Annotated in this window: 15 protein-coding genes; all 15 read right to left on the bottom strand. The window is 66.2% G+C overall.

Annotated features, from left to right (window positions below):
- Window positions 1-68 precede the first annotated feature (68 nt).
- Window positions 69-272 carry a DUF6771 family protein gene (locus BDW16_RS15230; RefSeq protein ID WP_066573302.1) on the bottom strand — a complete coding sequence of 68 codons (204 nt, stop codon included), beginning with the start codon at window positions 270-272 and terminating at the stop codon, window positions 69-71.
- 81 nt (window positions 273-353) lie between these two features.
- Window positions 354-590: a MerR family transcriptional regulator gene (locus tag BDW16_RS15225; RefSeq protein ID WP_066573299.1), complete on the bottom strand. Its 237-nt coding sequence runs from the start codon at window positions 588-590 to the stop codon at window positions 354-356.
- Between the two features lie 5 nt (window positions 591-595).
- A complete protein-coding gene (locus tag BDW16_RS15220; protein WP_066573934.1) occupies window positions 596-814 on the bottom strand; it encodes a DUF2274 domain-containing protein in 219 nt (72 codons plus the stop codon).
- A gap of 5 nt (window positions 815-819) precedes the next feature.
- Entirely contained in the window at window positions 820-2,049 is a 1,230-nt protein-coding gene (locus BDW16_RS15215) for a TraB/TrbI/VirB10 family type IV secretion system protein (protein WP_307693928.1), read from the bottom strand.
- Window positions 2,046-2,927, bottom strand: coding sequence for a P-type conjugative transfer protein TrbG (trbG, locus tag BDW16_RS15210; protein WP_083954149.1), 882 nt, complete (start codon window positions 2,925-2,927; stop codon window positions 2,046-2,048). Before trbG ends, BDW16_RS15215 begins: the two co-directional genes overlap by 4 nt.
- Window positions 2,924-3,742: a conjugal transfer protein TrbF gene (trbF, locus tag BDW16_RS15205; RefSeq protein WP_066573294.1), complete on the bottom strand. Its 819-nt coding sequence runs from the start codon at window positions 3,740-3,742 to the stop codon at window positions 2,924-2,926. The genes trbG and trbF overlap by 4 nt, the downstream gene beginning before the upstream one ends.
- Window positions 3,743-3,745: 3 nt before the next feature.
- Window positions 3,746-5,050, bottom strand: a complete 1,305-nt coding sequence (gene trbL / locus BDW16_RS15200) for a P-type conjugative transfer protein TrbL (protein ID WP_066573929.1) — start codon at window positions 5,048-5,050, stop codon at window positions 3,746-3,748.
- A gap of 120 nt (window positions 5,051-5,170) precedes the next feature.
- Window positions 5,171-5,926 carry a P-type conjugative transfer protein TrbJ gene (gene trbJ, locus BDW16_RS15195; protein WP_066573292.1) on the bottom strand — a complete coding sequence of 252 codons (756 nt, stop codon included), beginning with the start codon at window positions 5,924-5,926 and terminating at the stop codon, window positions 5,171-5,173.
- A 25-nt stretch (window positions 5,927-5,951) separates the two neighbouring features.
- Window positions 5,952-8,396 carry a conjugal transfer protein TrbE gene (gene trbE / locus BDW16_RS15190; protein ID WP_066573290.1) on the bottom strand — a complete coding sequence of 815 codons (2,445 nt, stop codon included), beginning with the start codon at window positions 8,394-8,396 and terminating at the stop codon, window positions 5,952-5,954.
- A complete protein-coding gene (locus tag BDW16_RS15185; RefSeq protein ID WP_066573287.1) occupies window positions 8,390-8,665 on the bottom strand; it encodes a VirB3 family type IV secretion system protein in 276 nt (91 codons plus the stop codon). The genes trbE and BDW16_RS15185 overlap by 7 nt, the downstream gene beginning before the upstream one ends.
- The gene (locus BDW16_RS15180; protein ID WP_075152901.1) at window positions 8,665-8,994 is read right to left on the bottom strand and encodes a TrbC/VirB2 family type IV secretion system protein; all 330 of its coding nucleotides are present in this window, start codon (window positions 8,992-8,994) and stop codon (window positions 8,665-8,667) included. The genes BDW16_RS15185 and BDW16_RS15180 overlap by 1 nt, the downstream gene beginning before the upstream one ends.
- 2 nt (window positions 8,995-8,996) lie before the next feature.
- Window positions 8,997-9,950 (bottom strand): P-type conjugative transfer ATPase TrbB, encoded by a 954-nt coding sequence (trbB, locus tag BDW16_RS15175; protein WP_066573926.1) that lies wholly within the window; start codon window positions 9,948-9,950, stop codon window positions 8,997-8,999.
- A gap of 41 nt (window positions 9,951-9,991) precedes the next feature.
- The gene (locus BDW16_RS15170; RefSeq protein ID WP_066573285.1) at window positions 9,992-10,396 is read right to left on the bottom strand and encodes a CopG family transcriptional regulator; all 405 of its coding nucleotides are present in this window, start codon (window positions 10,394-10,396) and stop codon (window positions 9,992-9,994) included.
- Between the two features lie 2 nt (window positions 10,397-10,398).
- Window positions 10,399-12,423, bottom strand: a complete 2,025-nt coding sequence (locus tag BDW16_RS15165; RefSeq protein ID WP_066573283.1) for a conjugal transfer protein TraG — start codon at window positions 12,421-12,423, stop codon at window positions 10,399-10,401.
- 376 nt (window positions 12,424-12,799) lie between these two features.
- Window positions 12,800-13,705: a HEPN domain-containing protein gene (locus tag BDW16_RS15160; protein ID WP_066573281.1), complete on the bottom strand. Its 906-nt coding sequence runs from the start codon at window positions 13,703-13,705 to the stop codon at window positions 12,800-12,802.
- Window positions 13,706-13,814 lie beyond the last annotated feature (109 nt).

Raw genomic sequence — 13,814 nt, 5'->3', positions numbered from 1 at the left:
GTCTAGCCCAGCTCGGCGCGGCAGCTTCTGGCGATCGACCGAGAACCGAAGTTCGAAGCCGAAAGCGGTCAGATTGGCAGCGTCAACTGGTCCATATCCAGGCTGGGCTCAGTGTGATGTAGCCGATCGACGATCGCGCGCGCCAACTCCTCCGCAGCCTCCGCACGCAATCGATCATTCGGCATCGTGATCCCGACGCGCGCCCATCCTGGCGCGGCAAGGATGGCGGATGAGATGGCGGCACGCGAGGGCTCTGGGGCGAATCGTTCCATGCCGAAGAAATGGCACAAAACAAGAACAAATGGAACGAGTGTCTCGCCGCCTGCCTATGGGAACGCGACGGACCGAGGCCGCTACCCGGTCGGCAAATCTCGGTCTACGATCCTCCGCCGCACCGTCTCCCGCAAACTGGCGACGATGATCAGCGTGCTCCGTCGGTCCTTCGCGATCTGGATTTCGCCACAAGCGATCAGCTCGTAGATCCTCGATCGGCTCAGCCCGGTCATGGCAACGGCGGTGGGGATGCGAACGCTGATCGGCTCGATCGACCCGTTTGCGGGGTATCTCTCATCCAGGCTGGCGGTGCCCATGGCGGTCACTTCCCACCCGACCGGGCTTTCGCGAAGGCCCGGTCGCTGTCGAGGAAGGCGGTCAGCATGGACGGGATCAGGTCGGCGACGGCCTCTTCCTGGCTATAGGCCTCCTTGTAGAGCGCTGCGTATCGCGTGAGATCGGCGAAGAGGTGCGGGGGCACCTGGATGCTGATCTTCACCGGGGTGCGGTCGGGAAGCCGCGGAAGACGTAGGTCCGCCATCGCCATTACTCCATCCAGGGTTTCAGGATCAGGTCGTGATGCACCAGCAGCCGGACGGGTGCGCCCGGGCGAATGGTGATCGTCGGTTGGATCTGCAGATTCCGCGAAGTGAGTTGATCGCCGGCGCGCGAGACGCTTTGCTGGGTCGACTGCCTCACGGCCTGGACCAGATCGCTCTCACCGCTGAACTGCAATTCCGAACCAACGCCGAGCAGGGTCGACAGCACCACGCCCTTGAGCAGCGCCCAGGTATGGAAATCGACCTTGTCGGCTAGCCCGGCATAGCCCGACGGATCGGTGGCCGGCGCGTTGTCCAGGCGGATCGAACTACCGTCGGGGAAGATGATCCGCTGCCATACGACCAGTGCCCGCCATTGCCCGAACGCGACGACGTTGTCGTATGCGCCGATGAGCCGGGCACCCTGCGGTACCAGCAGGATATTGCCAGTCGCGCTGTCGAAGACCCGCTCGGTTACTTGCGCGGTCACGAGACCCGGCAGGTCCGATCTCAGGCCGGTGATCAGGCTTGCCGAGATCACGCTGCCCGTAGACAGGGTGAACGGCGATGGACGCGGCGTCACCGCATGCGGGTTGATGTCGGCAGCATTGCCGGGGGTACGGATAAAATCGGCTTTGCGCTCCTGGCCGTTGGGATCGCGCTCGGCATCGACTGCGACCTTGGCGATCTGTTCACCAGACCGCGGCGGTCCCGGCGTCGGACCCGCCGGCATCGGTCCGCCCTGCGCTTGCTGGCCGGCGGTCTGGATCAGCAATCCGGATTCACGCGCCGCCTTGAGTTCCGCAGCCCGGCGCTGGCGGGCGTCGTCGGCGGTTTGCGGTACTGCCGATACCGGCGGAACTGGTGGTATCCCCTCGCCAGCAAGCTGGCGCTGACGATCGAGGATGGGTTTGCCCAAATCTCCGGGCAGCGGCGGCCCCAGCTTCGGCACTGTATCGTAGCTCGCCGGCAGCGCGCCCAGTGTATCGGTCGGCGCCTTGGCCGCGAGGTTCTTGTCGTCGCCGTCCGCGGCGAGATGCAGCGCGCGAGGCTCGAGCGCGAACCAAGCCGTGCCGACGACGCCGGCGACGGCGATCGCGGCGAGCGACACGATCACGCCGCGCTTAAAGCGGATCGCGCGTCCGGGCCGGGCGCGCAGCACCAGGGTCTCGGGATCCACCTTCGGCGACCTCATGGAAGCGGCGCCGTCGGGCGCCTCAGCGATTTCTGCAGTCACGACGCTCTCCCCTTCGTCCGACCGCGGCGCCCGGCTTCATCGATGCGGGTAAGCCGGACGATCTCCTGGCGCTTGGCGCCGAGGCGGAGCTCGGCAACGTCGAAGATCCTGTCGACCACATAATAGCGTCCGCGCAGGCGGTAGTTGACCAGCTGCGCCTCGCCCTTCGCGCCAACGAGGAACAGCGGCGGCGCTTCCCCGACCGCCAGGCTCGCAGGAAACTCGATATAGGTCTGCCTGCCGTCGTCGAACGCGCGCAACGGCCGCCATCGCGGCGTATCCCCGGAGATGGCATAGTTGAAATGGAGCTGATCGACGTCGAGTCCGGCGGCCACCGGGGTAGCCGCAGCCGCCGCTTCCTCGGTTCGCTGGATCGCCAGCAACGCATCCTGCGGATAGGTCCAGCTCAGCGCCGACATGCCGACGCTGCGCGCGCTGGTGAGCGCGAGATGATAGGTCCGCCGATCCGTGGTGATGACGAGAGTGGTGGAGAGACCCGCAGCATAGGGCTTCACGAGGATATGGACGCGCTTGCTGCCACCTGCGCCGCTCGTGGTATCGCCGATCACCCAGCGCGCCGTGTCGCCGCTCGCCACCGCGCCCAGCACCTCACCGGGCTCAAGCACGATGTCGGTCACGCGTTCCGGCGTGGTGTAGACCTGATAGATCGCGCCTTCGGCATAGGGCATGACCGCAGCGGCATTGAGAAAGGCCAGCGGAGACGGTTCGCGCGTTGCGGCCCGGTTTGCCGCGGCGATCGTCGATGTCGTCCGCTGGGGAGCATTGGCGGCGCTTGAACGCTGCGCAAAGGTGCTGGTGGGTACGATCAAGACAATCGCCACCGCAAACAGCGTGGGCAAGTTGCTGGGGCGTTTCATTGCCGATTCTCCGGATTGGCAGGGATTGGGCTCGCCGAGGCGGCGCCATCAGTCGCGGCGGTGATCGAAACTTCGGGGGCCGGTTGCACCGGGCGCGCGGCTGCTCGCGACGAGACCGCCGGGTTGGCCGCCGGCTCGATCTCGCGGCTCCAGTCGATCGCATCGACATAGAGGCCGAGCGGATTCTTGCGCAGCACCTCCGCCGATGCGGGCGGCTTGAGCTTGACGGTCAGGATGCCGGTCCAGTGCGAGGTTCCCGCCTGCGCGCCCCGGTCGAAGGCGGTCTCGATCCACTTCACCTGAAATGACTGATCCGACGCACGGACCACGCTCGTGACCTGAACCGATACCGTCTTTTGGCCAATGGCACCGAACGGGTTCGCCGACCGCGCATAGTCACCGAGGAACACCGCGCCACGCTGGCTGGCGAAGTCATAGGCCGATAGCCAGTCGCGCCGCATCAGCACCGGGTCGAGCGAGACTGAGCGCACCTTCTCGATGAAGCGGGCCAGATGCCAGGAGATCTGGGGGTCCGTAGGGCGATGCCCAGCCTCGGCTTCGCTGATCGCGCGTGCCTCGCCGAGGCGATCGACCTCGACGACATAGGGCGTCACCCGACTCTGCAGCGACTGCCATATCAGCGCGCCCGACATGGCCGTAGTGAGCGCCAGTCCGCCAAAGGCCATCAGCCGCCAATTGCGCGCCTGGACGCGCGCCGATCCGATCCGCTCGTCCCAGAGCTGGCCGGCACGATGAAAGGGCGTGTCGGGTTCGGGCGTTCGCCCGTAGCGCTGGACGCTTCGCTTGAAGAGCATCGCTCAGTCCTCCTTTTCCTTGATGTCAGGGGTTGCCGACGCGCCGCCGCGATCGCCCTCGCGCAGGGTGTGGGCGACGACCTGGCGATGATGGCGCGCATCCTGCTGGCGGCGCAGTGCCTGCGCCCAGGCCGGCTGGTGCTCGGCGGCCTGATCGGATCCGCTGGTGGCGGGCGTCTGCCGGTGGGCAAGCGCGTCGAAAGCTGCCTGGCGACCCGAAGCCGCGGCCTCGCCGATACCGAAAGCCCCGGCGGCGCGATTGCGCAATGCGCTGCCCGCCGCGCTCGCAACCCCCTTGAGCCCGGTGCCGACGCTGGTGGAGCCCGTGCTCTCCTGGCCGAGCTTGTAGGCAGTCGACGCTGCCGAGCCCATCGATGTGCCAGCACGGACCGCACCCAGAGCGGCCCCTCCGATGGCACGTCCACCGGCAAGGGCGGCACCACCACCCAGCGCAACGACGCCGGCGGCACCGAGCGCCGTGCCGGCGACCGCGCCGGCGCCGAGCTGAGGCGCACCGGAGACCAGGCCGGTCGCAATGCTCGGACCGAAAATGCCGAGTCCGAACAAGGTGAGTGCGGCGAGCGCCAGGCTCATCGCCTTCCCGATATCGGGCTCCTGACCCTGTAGGGATCCGACGAAATCGTTGAAGTAGTTCGAACCGATCCCAACGATAACGGCGAGCACCATCACCTTGATGCCTGAGCTGACAACGCTTCCCAGCACGCGCTCGGCGAGGAAGCTGGTGCGGTTCCACAACGCGAAGGGCACCAGCACGAAGCCGGCCAAGGTGGTCAGCTTGAACTCCAGGATCGTGATGAACAGCTGGATCGCGAGGATGAAGAACGACAGGATCACCAGCACCCAGGCGAAGAGCAGCACAGCGATCGTCAGGAAATTGTCGAAGAAGGTCGTGAAGCCGAGAAGCTGCGAGACCTGCTCGAGCAGCGGCCAGGCAGCGGAGAATCCCGTTCCGGCCAGCCTGCCCGGCTTGAGCAGATCGTCGGCCGAGATGGTGCCGCCGCCCGCGGTCAGCCCGGCCGCAGCGAACGAGTTGAACACGATCGTCGCGAGGGTTGGGAAGCTGTTCAGGATGAAGGCGAACGCGCCAACATAGAGGATCTTCTTAAGGAAGCGCCCCATCACATCCTGTTCGCCGCCCAGCGCCCAGAACAGGCCCGCCAGCGTGATGTCGATGCCGATCAGCGTCGCCGCCAGAAAATGGACATCGCCGCCCAGCAAGCCGAACCCGCTGTCGATGTAGCGAATGAACGCCTGCAGGAACTGGTCGATGACGTTGAGGTCGGTCATGGTCATTTCCTGTCGGCGGGGAGAAGTCCCGCGGAGCGCGCTCGGGGAACCGGAGACGCGCCCCGCGGGGTGACGGCGAACCGAGGGCAGCGCCCGCCGTCACGCTCGGACGGGAGGCCCCTAGCGAGGGTGGTAGGCCGTGCCGTTGCCGAGGAACTTTCGAGTGGCGGCCTGCGCCTCGGCCTGGGCCTGAGCGCGGCGCGACGCTTCGAGCGTCTCGACACGGTACTGCGCCGCCATCATGTTCTGGATCTGGAACTGCTGCTTGGCGGTGAGCGCCAGCAACTGGTTGGTCGCCTGTTGCGCCTGGAGTCCGCCCTCGGCGCCCTGGCTCTTCGCCACGATCGCGGCGAGCGCCTGTGCATCGGCAGCGACATTGCCGACAACCTGCGCCTGCACCTGCATCGTCCGATTGAACGCGGCGACCGAGGTGTCGAGGCGAGTCCGGGCACCGACGACAAGATCGTTGGTGGTCAGCGCCTGGTCGAAGCTCTGCGGAAACAGCCGCCGGAACTCGCTGTCGACATTATCGACCCGAAAGCCGATCTCTTGCGCCTGGCCCATCAGCCGGTCGATCTGCTGTAGTGTCCGGGTCAGCGCCTGGAGTTCGGGGAAGTCGATCCGGCTCAGATTCTTCGCCTGGTTCGTCAGCATCGTTGCCTGGTTCTGGAGCGATTGAATCTGGTTGTTGATTTGCTGGAGCGTTCGCGCCGCAGTGAGCAGGTTCTGCGAATAGTTCGACGGATCGAACACGGTGATCTGCGCCCGCGCCGGCGGCGCATGTAGCGCCATGCCGAGCGAACCGGCGCTGCCGAGCGCGAGCGCTGTGGCGACGAGATACTTCGAGAAGTGTCGGCGGAGGTTTCGCTGGGACATGGGTGTTCTCCTTTCGGTTAGAGGGTCAGCGAACCGGGGGAATGAAGTCGCCGAGCAGCGCGGCGGCCCATGCGAGGTCGCGCGAGGCGAGGAATTCGGCGGCGAAGGCGCTTGCGCCACGTTCGGTGAGCAGCGCATCGATCTGCTGCTGGCTGTCCGGATCAGAGGCGCCGCAGAGGGTGAGCGCGATCGGTCCCAGGCCGAGCTCGAACAGGCGATTTCCGCGGGCGGACTGGAGATAGTAATGCCGCTTGGGCGTAGCCCGCGCGACGAGCTCGATCTGCCGCGCATTGAGTCCGAAGCGCTGATAAGCGGCCTGGCTCTGCGGCTCGATCGCCCGGTCGTTGGGAAGCAGGATGCGCTGCGGGCAGCTCTCGATGATCGCGGGCGCGATGCTGCTGTCGGCGATATCGGCCAGGCTCTGCGTCGCGAACAGCACCGCGACGTTCTTCTTGCGCAGCGTCTTCAGCCATTCGCGGATGCGCGCGGCGAACAGCGGATGGTCGAGGAAGATCCAGGCCTCGTCGAGGATCAGCAGCGTCGGACGACCGTCGAAGCGCTCCTCAAGCCGGTGGAACAGATAGGTCAGGACCGGTGCGACCACACCCGACTGGGCCATCAGCGCCTCGGTCTCGAAGCATTGGATATCGGAGAGCGCCAGCGCCTGTTCGGCAGCATCGAGCAGCCGGCCATAAGGGCCATCGAGCGTATAGGCGGTCAGCGCGGTCCGCAGTGCATTCGACTGGAGCAGCAGCGTAAACCCCGTCAGCGTCCGCTCCTCGACCGGTGCTGAGGCGAGCGAGCCCAGCGCCGACCAGACCGCTTCCTTGACCTCCGGGGTGACGAGGACCTTCTCGTGCGCGAGCAGCGCTGCAATCCATTCCGCCGCCCAGCTACGCTCATCGGTATCGTCGATCTTCCGCAGCGGCTGAAAGGCGAGCCCACTTCCTCCGTCCTTCCCTGCGCCGCTTCCCAAGCCGAGCGCGTGATGCGCGCCGCCCATAGCGAGCACCGCGGCGCGTGCGGAAAAGCCCTTGTCGAAGATGTAGAGCTGGGCACTCGGATAGCGCCGGAACTGCAGCGCGATCAGCGCCAACAGCACCGACTTGCCCGCGCCGGTCGGCCCCACCACCAGCATATGGCCGACATCCCCGACATGGGTCGATAAGCGGAACGGCGTCGTGCCCGCGGTCTGAGCGACCAGTAGCGGCGGCCCGCCGAGATGGGCATTGGTGACCGGCCCCGCCCAGATCGCCGAGAGCGGCATCAGATGGGCGAGATTGAGGGTATGGACCAGCGGCTGCCGGACATTGGCATAGGTGTGGCCGGGCAGTGAGGACAGCCATGCCTCAACCGCGTTGACGCCCTCGCGCACGCAGGTGAAGCCGAGGCCGTTGACGATCCGCTCGACCGCGCGGACCTTCTCGTCGGCGCGCATACGGTCCACGTCCGAGACGGTGATCGTGACGGTCAGATAGCCGAACGCGACATAATCTGCGCCGAGCGCCTGCAAAGCCTGGTCGGCGTCGACAACCTTGTTGTCAGCGTCGCTATCGAGCAGCTGCGCCGGCTGATTGTACATCACCTCGCGCAGCATCGCGGTGATCGACTTGCGCTTGTTGAACCATTGGCGCCGGATCCTGGTCAGCGCCTTGGTCGCGTCGGTCTTGTCGAGCGCGATGAAGCGGGTGACCCAGCGATAGCCAAAGTCCGAGGCGTTCAGCGCGTCGAGGATTCCCGGACGGCTCATATTGGGGAAGCCGAGCACGGTGATGGTACGCAGATGCCGGTCGCCGAGCTTCGGCTCCAGCCCACCGACCAGTGGCGTATCGGCGAGCAGCCCGTCGAGATACATCGGCGTCTCGGGCACCGCGACCGGCTGGCAGCGGGTCGAAATGCAGGCATGAAGATATGCAAGCGTCTCCTCGGAGGAGAGCCCGCGTACCTCAGGCATGAAGCCCGCGAAGAGATCGAGCACACGGTCGGTCTCCGCGATGAAGCCGGCCAGCGCCATGCGCCAGTCGCGACCATCGACCTCTTCGTTGCGCTCGACCAGCGACCGGCCGGCAGCATCGCTCGCATCGGCCGGCGGCAGGAAGGTGAGCGTCAGGTGATAGTGGCTTTCATAATGCGCGCCCTCTGCTTCGAAGGTGGCGCGGCGCTCCTCGTCGACCAGCCAGGAAGCGGCATCGGGAAAGGCGCTCGCCGGATAGGCGAGCGCCTCGACACGCTCGGCCTCGAAGAACAGGGCCCAGCCCGATCCGAACCGCTTGAGCACATTGTTGGCGCGGGCGCAGGCGCCGACCAGTTCGGCCTCGGTCGCGCTTTCCAGATCCGGCCCGCGGAAGCGAAGCGTGCGCTGAAAGCTGCCGTCCTTGTTGAGCACTACGCCCGGTGCGACGAGCGCTGCCCAAGGGAGATGATCGGCGAGCCGGTCGGCGCACTGGCGATATTCGCGCAAGCTCAGCATGCGAGATAGCTCCTCTGGCGGAGATGGCGGAGCAGGACCGGCGCGAAGTCCGGGTCGCGGCGCGCTGCGAACACCGCGACGCTGTGCCCGACCGCCCAGAGGGCCAGCCCGACCAGCCATTGCTGGAGGCCCAGCCCGATCGCTGCGGCGATCGTGCCGTTGACGATCGCCAGCCCGCGCGGCGCGCCGCCGAGCAGGATGGGCTGCCCGAGGCTGCCATGGATCGCTGCCTCAAACCCTTCGATGTGATGGCCGACGCGAGTCGACATCAGACCAGCGCCCCGCCGCCGAAGCTGAAGAAGCTCAGGAAGAAGGAGGAGGCGGCGAACGCGATCGACAGGCCGAACACGATCTGGATGAGCCGGCGAAAGCCGCCCGAGGTCTCGCCGAACGCGAGTGTCAGGCCGGTGGTGATGATCACCATCACCGCGATGATCTTGGCGACCGGCCCCTGGACCGATTCGAGCACCTGCTGGAGCGGCTGCTCCCAGGGCATGCCGGAGCCACTCGCGAGGGCCGGCGCGGAAACGGCGATCGCCAGCCCGAAGGCAAGCGCAGCTAAGGGGAGCGGAGGGCGGCAAGATACGGACAGGCGCATGGTCAATCTCCTTGAGGTGCGCGGGCGAAATCGAGGGGGTGGTCGAAAAGAGCGTAGTCGCCGTCAGGATCGAGGCCGGCGACGCGTGCGAGCGTGTCCACCCGGCGAGCCGAACCCCGCCCGGCGATGAACACGACCAGATCGATCGCATCGGCGATCAACCGGCGGGGCACGGTGACCACGGCTTCCTGGATCAGTTGCTCGATGCGCAGCAGCGCGGAGGCTGCGCTATTGGCATGGACGGTAGCGATTCCGCCGGGGTGGCCGGTGTTCCAAGCCTTGAGCATATCGAGCGCCTCGCCGCCGCGTACCTCGCCGACGATGATGCGGTCGGGCCGCAGGCGCAGCGTCGAGCGGACCAGATCAGCCATGGTGACATGGCCGGCGCGGGTGCGCAGCGCGACGGTATCGGGCGCAGGCGACTGCAACTCGCGCGTGTCCTCGATCAGGATCACCCGCTCGTCTAGATGCGCCATTTCGCCGAGCAGCGCGTTGGCCAGCGTCGTCTTGCCCGAACTGGTGCCGCCGGCGACGAGGATGTTGCGGCGTTCGACCACAGCCAGCGACAGCAGGCGCGCCATCTCGGCCGACATGATCTCGTCAGCGACATAGTCGAGCAGCGTGTAGATGCGAATCGCCGGCTTGCGGATCGAGAAGCAGGGCGCGAGGCTGACCGGGGGCAGCACGCCTTCGAACCGCTCGCCAGCGCCTTCGCCATGCGGCGGCAGCTCGGCCGAGACGATCGGCGACGCAGCATGCACCTCAATACGGGCGTGGCTGGCGACGAGCCGAATAATGCGCTCGACCTGGGCCGGCTCGAAGCGGATGCCGGTATCGGTCCGCCCTTCGCCCAGCCGATCGAGCCGCAGCGCGCCATCCGGGTTTATCATCACCTCGAGTACGAGCGGGTCGGCGAGGGCTGCGGCGATAGCTGGCCCCATCGCAGTGCGCAGCATCGCGCGGCGCCGGCCTTCCGACACGGTATCGGCCGCGCCGCTCACGACCCCTTCTCCAATGGCTCGGTGGGGCCGAGGGTGCGCCTGCCGCTGGCAAGTTGGCGTCCGACCTGGCCGACAAATTTCTCGAACCGCTCGAGCCCGATCGCGAGCGCCGCGCTGTCGGCCTCGGGCAAGGGCGCCGTGACCAGCAGCTGGTAGCGCACGAACAGCGCAAGGCTCTCAAGCACCACGTCGATGTCGCGGCGGACCAAACCGATCTCGCGCGACATGCGGTCGAGCCGGACCTTGAGCAGGTCATCGACCTCCTTTGAACCGTGCCGCGCGAGCCAGCTCGCCAATGCGTCGTTGACCAGCCGAGACTTGTTCGCGCCGGGACTGGCGGCGAGTGCTTCGAGCGCTTCGCTGAGCTCGCGATCAATATAGAGGTTCTGGCGGACCTTCATCGTCAGAGCCCCGGAATGAGGTCGCGATGCGCGCCCTCGTTGATGCCATAGGCGCGCGCCGCCGGGGTCAGCCCCTGCGCCTGCTCCATCGCGCGCTTGTCCGCGGCAACATTGTCGTCGTCGTCCGGCGCGACCTGCACGGCCTGGTCCGCCTCGACAGAATGGGCCGTGCCCTCCTGGGCGAGGCCGGGATGCCGCTGTTGCTGCATGCCGCCATCATCTCCGGCATCGGTCAGATCCGCGGCGAGCTCGAGCCGCGCGTCGGGGAACCGCGCGAACCGGCCCCAGTCGTTCGATCGCTGGCGGGGGCGGTCGCCATAGACACCATCGGCGAGAACCGGTGCCGGCTGCACCCGACCGCTGAAATTACGGTCCTCGAAATAGCGCAGTTTGGTCGCGCGGACCGGCGCGAGCCCGGAGAGCAACACCAGCTCATCGGTCGCCGGCAGCTGCATGACCTCGCCGGGCGTCAGCAGGGCACGGGCGGTTTCCTGGCGGCTGACCATGACATGCGCGAGCCAGGGTGCGAGCCGATGGCCGGCATAATTGCGCATCGCGCGCTGCTCGGTGGCGGTACCGAGCGCGTCGGAAATACGCTTGGCGGTGCGCTCGTCGTTGGTCGCGAAGGCGACGCGGACATGGCAATTGTCGAGGATCGAATTGTGCTCGCCATAGGCCTTTTCGATCTGGTTGAGGCTCTGGGCGATCAGGAAGGCGCGGATGCCGTAGCCGGCCATGAAGGCGAGACTCGTCTCGAAGAAGTCGAGCCGGCCCAGCGCCGGGAACTCGTCGAGCATCATCAGCAGCTGGTGCCGGCGCGTCGTAGCGTCCCGCTGCTCGAGCCGCTCGGTCAGACGGCGGCCGATCTGGTTGAGCACGAGGCGGACGAGTGGCTTGGTGCGGCTGATGTCCGAGGGCGGAATGACCAGGTACAGCGAGACCGGCCGCTCGCCATCGATCAGGTCGGCGATTCGCCAGTCGCAGCGTGAAGTGACCTCGGCAACGGTCGGGTCACGGTAGATGCCGAGGAACGACATCGCGGTCGACAACACGCCCGAGCGCTCATTCTCGCTCTTGTTGAGCAGTTCGCGCGCGGCCGAGGCGATGACCGGATGGACGCGCGGCGTCTCAGGAGTGCCGAGATGGTTGGTCGACATCATCCGCCGAAGCGTCGCGACGAAGCTGCGCTGCGGATCGGACAGGAAAGTCGCGACGCGGGCGAGCGTCTTCTCCTCCTCGGCATAGAGGATATGGAGGATCGCCCCGACCAGCAGCGCATGGCTCGTTTTTTCCCAGTGGTTTCGCCGCTCGAGCGCCCCCTCAGGATCGACCAGGATGTCGGCGATGTTCTGGACGTCGCGCACTTCGTCGGCGCCGCGGCGGACCTCGAGCAGCGGATTGTAGCGCGCCGAGCGCGGGTCGGTGGGGTTGAACAGCAGACAATGCGAGAAGCGCGACCGCCAGCCGGCGGTCAGCGTCCAATTCTCGCCCTTGATGTCGTGGACCACCGTCGAGCCGGTCCAGGACAGCAGAGTCGGCACGACCAGGCCGACGCCTTTGCCAGACCGGGTCGGCGCGAACGCCATGACGTGCTCGGGGCCGTCGTGACGCAGATACTGGCCGCCGAGCCGACCGAGCAGCACGCCGCGGTCGCGGTACAGCCCCGCGCGCTCGATCTCGCCGGGCTTTGCCCAGCGCGCGGAGCCATAAGTGGTGACGTTGCTGCGCTGGCGGGCGCGCCACAGCGACCCGGCTATCGCCGCGCCACAGCCGAGGAAGCCGGAGGCGCCAGCGAGCATGCCCGCCTTGTCGAAGACGTGCGGCGCATAGGCGTCGTAATGATACCACCACGAAAACAGCGCCCAGGGCCGGTAGACCGGGACATCACCGACGATCAGCCAGGGCCGGCCCAGCTCGGGCTGATAGGCCAGCATCGCCGCCGCCCATTGCGTCGCCGCCCACAGGCCCGCGATCACAAGTCCGAAGACGATAAGGATTTGTCCGATCAGCAGCTTGGTGGGGGTCACGAAGAGGCTCCCGCCGGGGGAAATCCCGACGGGCAATGACTCTTCCAACGGCGCTCGAAATTACATGGTGCCCAGCGGCGCTGTGCGGCCAGCTAGGGCTGAGATGACGATGCAGTCATTCGACATATGGCCGGAAGCATTCGACTGATCAAACGCGAAAGGCCGCCCCTCTCGGGACGGCCTTTCCATTGTCATCCGAACGCGGACAGCTCAGCCGAGCCGGACCCCCGCGGTGGAGGTCATGCTCAGAGATTCTGCCGCGCGCGGCGTGCGACAATGAGACATCTGACCACCTCCTTTCCGTTGTTGAACGATAGGAGGGATGTCGGTGGTGCACGGCGCCGTTTCAAGTCAGGGCATTGATCTTGATGGAGTTCTACGACCCAGCCGTGGCGCGCAGCTGCTCCAACCTCTCACGCGAGACCCGCTCGATGATGTCGCGCAGCGCTCGCACGCACGCCAGAATCGCGTTCAGCTCCTCGATCGTAATCTCATAGGCGCTGGAATAGCGGGCTTCGACATAGCCGCGCTTGAGCAACTGGAAGCGCCGACGATCGATGCGGGTATCGCGGGGCCAAGCCTCGATCAGCCGGGGCTCGTTGCCCTCAGCGAGCGAGCGTAGGAACTTGATATTGTGCGAGCGTGGGAAATAGAGGGTCCGCACCAGTAGGAAGCAGACGTAAGCGCGCTCAGTTGCCTGATGCAGGGTGAAGGCTGCGTCCTTCCATTCCTGCTCTCCGATGTAGAACTGCGCGCCCTTGAGAGAGCTGTCGATCTTCTTCAGCCACTCCTCGAAGTACGTCTTCGCCATCTGGTAGGCGTCGGCTTGGGTGAGCGGCATCGGCGTCGCCAGCGGATGGCAGGGCAGCTCGTAGAGGACGATCCCGTCCCGCGCGATGTCGACCCAGAAATACTCGCCGCGCTTGAGCGACTGGTTCACCTCGTCGAGCGAATGCACAATGATGTTGACCGGCCGCGCGATCGCCGCGTCGCGCAGGATGCGATCCTCTGCGATGTACCAGTAATGGGCGATGTCGGTCAGGTCGTCGTGGTTGACGATCACCAGCAGGTCGAAATCGGATTGATAGCCGTTCTCGGGTTCGTCGACCCAATCGGAACGCGCATAGGATCCGAACAGGATGATCTTGAGGATCTTGCCGTTCTTACGGCTCGGCGTTGTAGCCCTGCCGATCGCCTCTTCGAACTCCTCCATCAGGACGCCCTGGACACGCTCCAGCTCGCCCCTTTGCACCTCAGGCAGATGATCCACGTCGTTCTTCATCAAGGGAATCTTCGGCGAGCGCGGGCGGAATGGCAAGCGCGGGTTGGCACCGCAATCGTTTGAACGATAGGAAGAGCCCGTTCGGCGGCGTCGGATGGCCCTCATGGGC

The sequence above is a fragment of the Sphingomonas koreensis genome (assembly GCF_002797435.1).
GTDB lineage: Bacteria > Pseudomonadota > Alphaproteobacteria > Sphingomonadales > Sphingomonadaceae > Sphingomonas > Sphingomonas koreensis.
Note: the sequence above shows the minus strand (reverse complement) of the source record. Positions and strands in the feature narration are given on the sequence as shown.

Bases quoted from the DNA above. Each gene is read 5' to 3' on its own strand.
- BDW16_RS15225 (WP_066573299.1), bottom strand. From the start codon at position 590: ATGGGCACCGCCAGCCTGGATGAGAGATACCCCGCAAACGGGTCGATC.
- BDW16_RS15185 (WP_066573287.1), bottom strand. From the start codon at position 8,665: ATGTCGACTCGCGTCGGCCATCACATCGAAGGGTTTGAGGCAGCGATC.
- BDW16_RS15220 (WP_066573934.1), bottom strand. From the start codon at position 814: ATGGCGGACCTACGTCTTCCGCGGCTTCCCGACCGCACCCCGGTGAAG.
- trbF (WP_066573294.1), bottom strand. From the start codon at position 3,742: ATGCTCTTCAAGCGAAGCGTCCAGCGCTACGGGCGAACGCCCGAACCC.
- trbG (WP_083954149.1), bottom strand. From the start codon at position 2,927: ATGAAACGCCCCAGCAACTTGCCCACGCTGTTTGCGGTGGCGATTGTC.
- BDW16_RS15170 (WP_066573285.1), bottom strand. From the start codon at position 10,396: ATGAAGGTCCGCCAGAACCTCTATATTGATCGCGAGCTCAGCGAAGCG.
- BDW16_RS15160 (WP_066573281.1), bottom strand. From the start codon at position 13,705: ATGAAGAACGACGTGGATCATCTGCCTGAGGTGCAAAGGGGCGAGCTG.
- trbL (WP_066573929.1), bottom strand. From the start codon at position 5,050: ATGACCGACCTCAACGTCATCGACCAGTTCCTGCAGGCGTTCATTCGC.
- trbJ (WP_066573292.1), bottom strand. From the start codon at position 5,926: ATGTCCCAGCGAAACCTCCGCCGACACTTCTCGAAGTATCTCGTCGCC.
- trbE (WP_066573290.1), bottom strand. From the start codon at position 8,396: ATGCTGAGCTTGCGCGAATATCGCCAGTGCGCCGACCGGCTCGCCGAT.
- BDW16_RS15230 (WP_066573302.1), bottom strand. From the start codon at position 272: ATGGAACGATTCGCCCCAGAGCCCTCGCGTGCCGCCATCTCATCCGCC.
- trbB (WP_066573926.1), bottom strand. From the start codon at position 9,950: ATGCTGCGCACTGCGATGGGGCCAGCTATCGCCGCAGCCCTCGCCGAC.
- BDW16_RS15180 (WP_075152901.1), bottom strand. From the start codon at position 8,994: ATGCGCCTGTCCGTATCTTGCCGCCCTCCGCTCCCCTTAGCTGCGCTT.